Genomic DNA, 7,060 nt, shown 5'->3' with positions numbered 1-7,060 from the left:
ACTCATTTACGAGTAGTAAACTCCGTTTTTGGCGGCTTCGCAAGCCTTGCAACTGGCACTTTCTGAACAGACACACATACTAGTTAAAAATTTTTTGCTAAGTTTATAGACACGCACTAATTAGTGTCTGTCCATAAAGTACCATTTGCTGTGTTACGCTCGCCGCCAAAATACTCATTTACGTGTAGTAAACTCCGTTTTTGACGGCTTTGTAAGCCCCCGATGATATCGGGGCTGGCATTGTAAATGAGGCTTTCTAAACAGACAGATATATTGTAAAAGTTAACAGACTATTGCTAAAAAGAAGGGTTGTCCAAAACCAGTTTTGGACAACCCTTCTTTTAGTATATATTGAAGCATTTTGCTATTTCTTTGAGATAAAGTGGAAATGTGGTCCAAAGCGTTCAAATGCTGCTTTTTCAAGCATTTCGCGATGGTCGGGATGTGCCACTGAAATGATGAGCTTAGCACGTTCCTGAAGTGTTTTACCATAAAGGTTTACAGCTCCGTATTCAGTGACCAGCCAGTGCATATTTGCACGGGTGGTGACTACCCCGGAACCTTCCATAAGCGTTGGTGAAATTTTTGAAATTCCTTTTCCTGTAACCGAAGGCATGGCAATGATGGGTTTTCCGCCTTCGGAATAGCCGGCACCCCGGATGAAATCTATCTGTCCGCCAACCCCTGAATAGTGGGTTGTCCCAATAGAATCGGCACATACCTGGCCGGTAATATCAACCGCGAGGGCGGAATTGATCGCAGTAACTTTTTTGTTTTTTCTGATGATATCTACGCTGTTGGTATGTTTTACATCCATCATGGCCACCTGTGGGTTGTCGTCCACAAAATCGTAAAGGTCCTGTGAACCCATCAGAAACGAAGCGACCATCAGGCCTTTGTCAATCTGCTTTCGTTTACCGTTGACCACCCCTTTTTCTACCAGAGGAAGGATACCGTCGGAAAACATTTCGGTATGTACTCCCAGATCTTTATGGTTACCCAGTTCGGCCAGAACCGCATTAGGAATTCCACCGATACCCATCTGCAGGCAGGCACCGTCCTCCACAAGTTGCGCTACATTGTGACCAATAGCCCGTTCTATATCAGATAACGGGGCGTTGTTGTGAATGAAAAGAGGTTCATCGTGTTCAACAAAGTAGTCAATATCGCGCATGTTAATTTGGGCGTCACCCCAGGTGCGTGGTACATATTTGTTAACCTGGGCAATAACTACATCGGCAGTCTCAATGGCTGCCAGAGTAGCATCTACCGAAGTTCCGAGTGACACATAACCGTGACGGTCGGGCGGTGATACCTGCACCATGGCTACGTTCACTTTCAAATAACCTTCACGAATGAGTTTCTGGGTCTCGCTTAAAAAGACCGGGATATAATCTGCGTATCCGGCCTGTGTTACTTTGCGGACATTTCTGCCAACAAAGAATGATTCCAGTTGAAAGATACCTTCCAGTTCCGGATCGGCATAAGGGGCCGGACCTTCGGTGTGAATGTGTTGGATTTTTACGTCGTTGAATTCGCCTTTGCGGCCGCGTTCAACCATTGCATTGATGAGGGCATGAGGTGTAACGGCCACACTGCTTAAATGAATGCGGTCGCCTGATTTAATTACTTTAACAGCCTCCTCGGCAGTTACTGTTTTGTACTGCATGTCGAAACAATTTTATAAATGGTGTATGTTATTCTTTTAAAAGCCGGTGCAAAAGTAGTTTTTTTCGTTTATTTTTTTCTTATTATTGTCAGTTTGTCAGGGTGTTTAAGGATATTTAAAACCATTCTTAAGAAATAGAGATTTATTTCTTTATTGGTTTCAGTGAGTTGGAGAATTCTGATGATACGATGTTATTTTTGCTTAAAAGAAATGAAAGTATCCAAATCCATTAAGAGGGTAAGGTTTTGCCTGCTATGTTTTATGCCGGAGAAAAGTTAAATAATTATGACTGCAGAAAATTTCTATGATTCTGGTTGGTAAAATACTCACAAATGCATTGTAGTTAGTGTCTGTCCATAAAGTGCCATTTACTGTGTTACGCTCGTCCGAAAATTACTCATTTACGATGAGTAAACTCCGTATTTTCGGACTTTGCAAGTCTTGCAACTGGCACTTTCTGAACAGACACATGATAAGGAGGAAGCTTTTCCTACTTTAGAGACAGCACTAAAGAAAGTTACGAATTGAGCGATACCGAGACAGGAACAAAGGAATATGTGGCCCGTGATTACATTACCCTGAAACCCGGCTTTAACTATATTGCAAATGAAGATAATACGTTTACAGCCAGAATTGACGAATGCCTGTTGTTTCCACCGACTGATGCAACCTATGGCACACCTGAAGGGGCTGCAGGAGCAACACCTTCCAGTGGCGGTATAGTGGGCACTATTCCGGGGAAATTTGAAGTAAGTTCTACAGGAGCGGCAACATATACCATTCCAATTGAAGTACCAAAAGGGGTAAACGGAATGGAACCCCAGGTATCATTGGTGTATAACAGCCAGGCTGGCAATGGCATTGCAGGTTGGGGGTGGAATATTGGCGGGTTGTCTATGATAAGTAGAGCTCCTAAGAACTTGTATTTCGATAATAAGGTTAGTGGAATAGACTGGACAAAAGAGAGCCCATTAGTGTTGGATGGTCAGAGATTAATGAAAGTTTCGGAATCAAATGGACAAATTGAATATAGAACAGAAAGTGAATCGTTCAGCAAAATAATTGGGAAAAATATTAGGAATTGGGGGCCAGCAATAATTGAGGTTCATACAAAAGATGGAAAAATTTTAACCTATGGAAACCCCAATGATCCTTATTCATATTTTGTTCTGTTTGCAGAACAGAGGATTCCTTTGTGCCAAGTTTTTGTTGATGGACAAAACTTGGGATGGAGTTTAACGAAAATGGAGGATCAAAACGGGAACTATATAATATACAAATATACAGGAGGATGCTCTGGACAGATAGCTTCAGGCCGTTGGGGAACTTGGGATTCTCACATTGAGAAAATTCAATATGGTGGTAATTCGAATGTTGGCACGCCCAATTCTATTGAGCTGAATTTTGTTTATGAAAATAGAGTTGATCCGATTTCAGGATTTGTTAATGGGCATTCAAATGTTCAAAATAAAAGATTACAAAAAATTATTATTAAAAATGGATCGATTGAGTTGCGAAAATATAGGCTTGAATATAAGTCATTAAGTACTGTCTCTATATTGAGAGAAATCAATATGACTAATGGAAATTTATCTTTTAATTCTACTACATTTAAGGTAGGAAACAATATCGGTTTAGCTTCTCGGGATAAAATAACTAGAAATTTTTGTAGTAATTTACCTCATGGAATGTCTTCTGTTGTTGGTCTAGTATCATTGGATTTCGCAGGAGATGGAGTTGAAGACATTGGCGTTTTATTCGCAGATGCGTCACATTATTATGGGGTTACACGTTACTATTTGAGGATATTTGATAAAACAAAAACTTCAGGTGGATTTTCAATTTCACAAAGGGACAAAGATTATTATATGGGTATTTCTATAAAAGCCTTTGGAACTGAAATGTCCGGTAGTATTTCGAATAGATTGTTTGGGGATTTTTTCAATGAAGGGGCTATAAGTGCATTAAATATAAGTGAAGGAAAAGCAAAAGATGGAAGATTCTTAATAAGTTTAAGTTTTGTTTCTTTTATAAATCAAGAGGAAAAAAGAAGTGATTTTGTGCATCTTGAACAAGAAAAAAGAGCAGTTCCTTTTGCGGTTGTGGGTGATTTTACTGAAAATGTTTCATCTGATGTTGTTATTATACGAGATATACCCAAGTCAACAGAAGAAAGGCACACATATAATGCAACATTAGTTTCCGATATAGGGCAAAATAAAAATGATTTCTCTATAGATACTCCATCAAAAATAAAAGAAGTATTTGCTCAAGATTTTAATGGTGATGGGAAAGATGATTTGTTTTTATTATTGGAAGATGGTAGTATGATATGTGAAAATATTTTTAATGGTACCGATTTCTTCTCTTCTCCTAATGAAGCCATTGCAAACCTGAAGGAAGGATGCTTATTTAAATTTGGAGATATAAATAACGATAAGAATATCGATATTGTTTATCGCAACGCAAATGATTTTTGGACAATCGCATACAGTAAAGGAAATGGGGGTTTTTCATTTAAGAACTTGTCTTCAATTGATTGCGTAAATCAAGACGATAGTTCAAAGGATAAAGACAATGTTTTCATAGTGGATGTAAACCAAGATGGGCTTTTGGATATTGTTGTTGGAGATGAAAAGTTAAAAGCAGAATATCATAGTCTTTGGGGTTATTTTGAACGGTATAATTATGAAAAGACGAACTGGCAATACTTTATTCAAAAAGGTTCAGGTTTTGAGTTGTTTAAAGAAAAATCTAATATTCAAAGGGCAGGAGAAAGATATCATTTTTTTGGAGATTATAATTATTCCGGTGTGAGAAATTGGTTATGGTTAAGTACAGAAGAGGGAATCTATAAAAATTACATTAAATATGGAGAAACATACTCATCAAAAGAAAAAATGATAAAAGAAATAAAAAATGGCATTGGGCAAAAAATTAATATAAATTACTCTAATTTAACATGGACAGCCGACTATATTAAAAATATTATTGTACCAACGAATTTAAGGGTCATAAAATCAGCCTATTACCCGATTGTATCAAATTATGAAGATAAAGGAATAAAATATGATCTAAGCTATCAAAACTGCGTTGTTTATCCAAAGGGAAAAGGACTCTTAGGATTTCTTTCTATAACAAAACGAAATTTAAAACTAGGTATTGAACAAACTAATAAGTTTACTTTGAATTCTAATTATTATACCCTGATACCAATTTCTAAAGAAATTAGATATGGGAATAGTGGTATAATTAGCCAAACCATTCAGGATATTACCATAGTCAGCAAAGGAAGTAAACGCTATTGGGCCAGAACCAACTCAGTCACAAGTAAAGATTTCCTGGAAAATAGATCAACAAAGCAAACATACTCTGCTTACGACTCTTACGGTAATCCCAAAACAATAAAGACCGAGTACCTTGCAAACGGTAGTAATAGCGGTATTTATGAAACCAAAAGCATCACCTATACCAATGCAGGCAGTTGGTGTCCCAATAAACCGGAGACCGTGACTGTAACAAAAACCAATAAAAATGGCAGTCAAACCCGCACTCACAAATATTCTTATGACCAAAAAGGAAATCTGACAAAGAAACAACGTGATGTCGGTGACAAAAATGAGCTTGTTACAATTTATGATAATTATGACTCTTTCGGGAACCCCCGCATCATAACAACCAAAGTCAACGGAAAGAGCCGCAGTACAACCCTGGAATATACCGCCTCGGGGCGGTTTATGAAAAAGAAAACCGATGACTTTACCGGCTTTTCCACCAAGTATAATTACAACGAAACAACCGGGGTGCTGACATCCGAAACGGATCATTCCGGACTGACCACAACGTATGAATACGATGGTTTTGGGCGGCAAATCAAGGCTACTTACCCCGACGGCCGATATGCTGTGAAAACCTACCAGTGGGCTGGTGGCTATGGACCAAATGGTGCAGTATATTACACCTATGAAGAGATCTCCGGGGAGTCGCCCGTCTGGACCTGGTATGACGGTCTGGGTCGGGAACTGCGAACAGAATACTATGGCTTCGACGACAGTAAAAAAATATGGGTAGATACCGACTATAATTCAAAGGGACAGATAGAATCGATCTCCAAGCCTTACTTTGCCAACGGCACCAAAGAACCGGCAGAAACTTATACTTATGACAATTATGGTCGTGTAAGCACGAAAACCACGCCAATGGGAACTACCAGTATTACCTACAACGGATTGACCACCAGCATATCCTCTCCGCGGAGCGAGAAAGAAGAGACCCGCAATGCCGCGGGCCAAATTGTTACCAGTAAAACAGACGGTGGCACGGTGTCGTTTACCTACTACCCCTCCGGCAAAGTAAAGACAGCCACTCCGCAGGACGGTGCTGCCGTTGAGATGTATTACAACCTTCAGGGTAATCGCACAAAAATCATTGATCCTGATGCCGGAACAATTGAAACGACCTATAACGGATATGGAGAACTTATCTCTGAAAAATACACTATGGGCAGCGGGGAAGATGAACGTACCGTTATCACCAGCTATACTTATGACGATATCGGTCGTCCGGATGTTATTGACCGAAATGGAGAAATCATTGATTATTCTTATAATAGCGACGGGTTCCTGCAAAGTGTAACAAAACCAGACCACGAAGTCATTTATACCTACGATGAAGGGAGTGATAAAAAACTGGGGCGTCTGACTTCCGTAAAAGAACAGATAGACGGGAAAATTTTTACATTCCGTACCGCTTACGATGCCTTTGGTCGCGAAAAAAAACGCACCTACCCGTCAGGCTTCTCTGTCGATAATGTTTATACCAAATATGGTCATCTGAAAGAAGTAACAGACAGTAACGGAAAAAGCATCTGGAAAGGTGAAAAAGTCAACGCCCCCAGTCAGTTTGTTAAGACCAGCAAAGGCGGTAAAACCACTACTTTCGGTTATGATGAGAAGGACAGGCTCGAAAGTATTGTTTCGCCGGATATCATCAACCATTTTTATGTTTTTAATGAAAAGGGGAATCTTGAATCGCGTGAAGATAAGCTCACCGGCCAACTGGAGAGTTTCACCTACGACAAGCATCAGTTGAAAACCTGGAAGATAAAACAGGGAGGTGTTTTAAAGAAGACATTTTCCATGAACTATGATGCTCAGGGCAATATCACTGGTAAGTCAGACTTAGGCTATGAAATGAAGTACGATGGAAAACAACCCCATGCTTTAAGCAGCATAGAAGGCAACCCATCGCTGATCTCTGACGAAGAGCAATCCATCACTTACACCGACTTCAAAAAAACAGCCACCATCAACGAAGAAGACAACAGCCTGGAAATCAACTACGGCGTCGATGACCAACGTCGCAAAGGAGTTTTTAAAACCAATGGCGAAA

2 protein-coding genes are annotated in these 7,060 nt (G+C 39.7%); one reads left to right on the top strand and one right to left on the bottom strand.

Translation table 11 applies throughout. The features are described 5' to 3' along the window. Positions 1-364: 364 nt before the first annotated feature. Positions 365-1,669 (bottom strand): acetyl-CoA hydrolase/transferase family protein, encoded by a 1,305-nt coding sequence (locus OQ5_RS0114450; protein WP_016778171.1) that lies wholly within the window; start codon positions 1,667-1,669, stop codon positions 365-367. A gap of 524 nt (positions 1,670-2,193) precedes the next feature. Between OQ5_RS0114450 and OQ5_RS0114440 the strand changes: the two genes are divergently transcribed. After that, positions 2,194-7,060, top strand: a 4,867-nt coding sequence (locus tag OQ5_RS0114440) for a SpvB/TcaC N-terminal domain-containing protein (RefSeq protein WP_016778169.1), incomplete at its 3' end; no start/stop codon positions are given.

Source organism: Anaerophaga thermohalophila str. Valhall (assembly GCF_000250735.1).
In the GTDB taxonomy this organism is placed as follows: Bacteria; Bacteroidota; Bacteroidia; order Bacteroidales; family Marinilabiliaceae; genus Anaerophaga; species Anaerophaga thermohalophila_A.
Note: the sequence above shows the minus strand (reverse complement) of the source record. Positions and strands in the feature narration are given on the sequence as shown.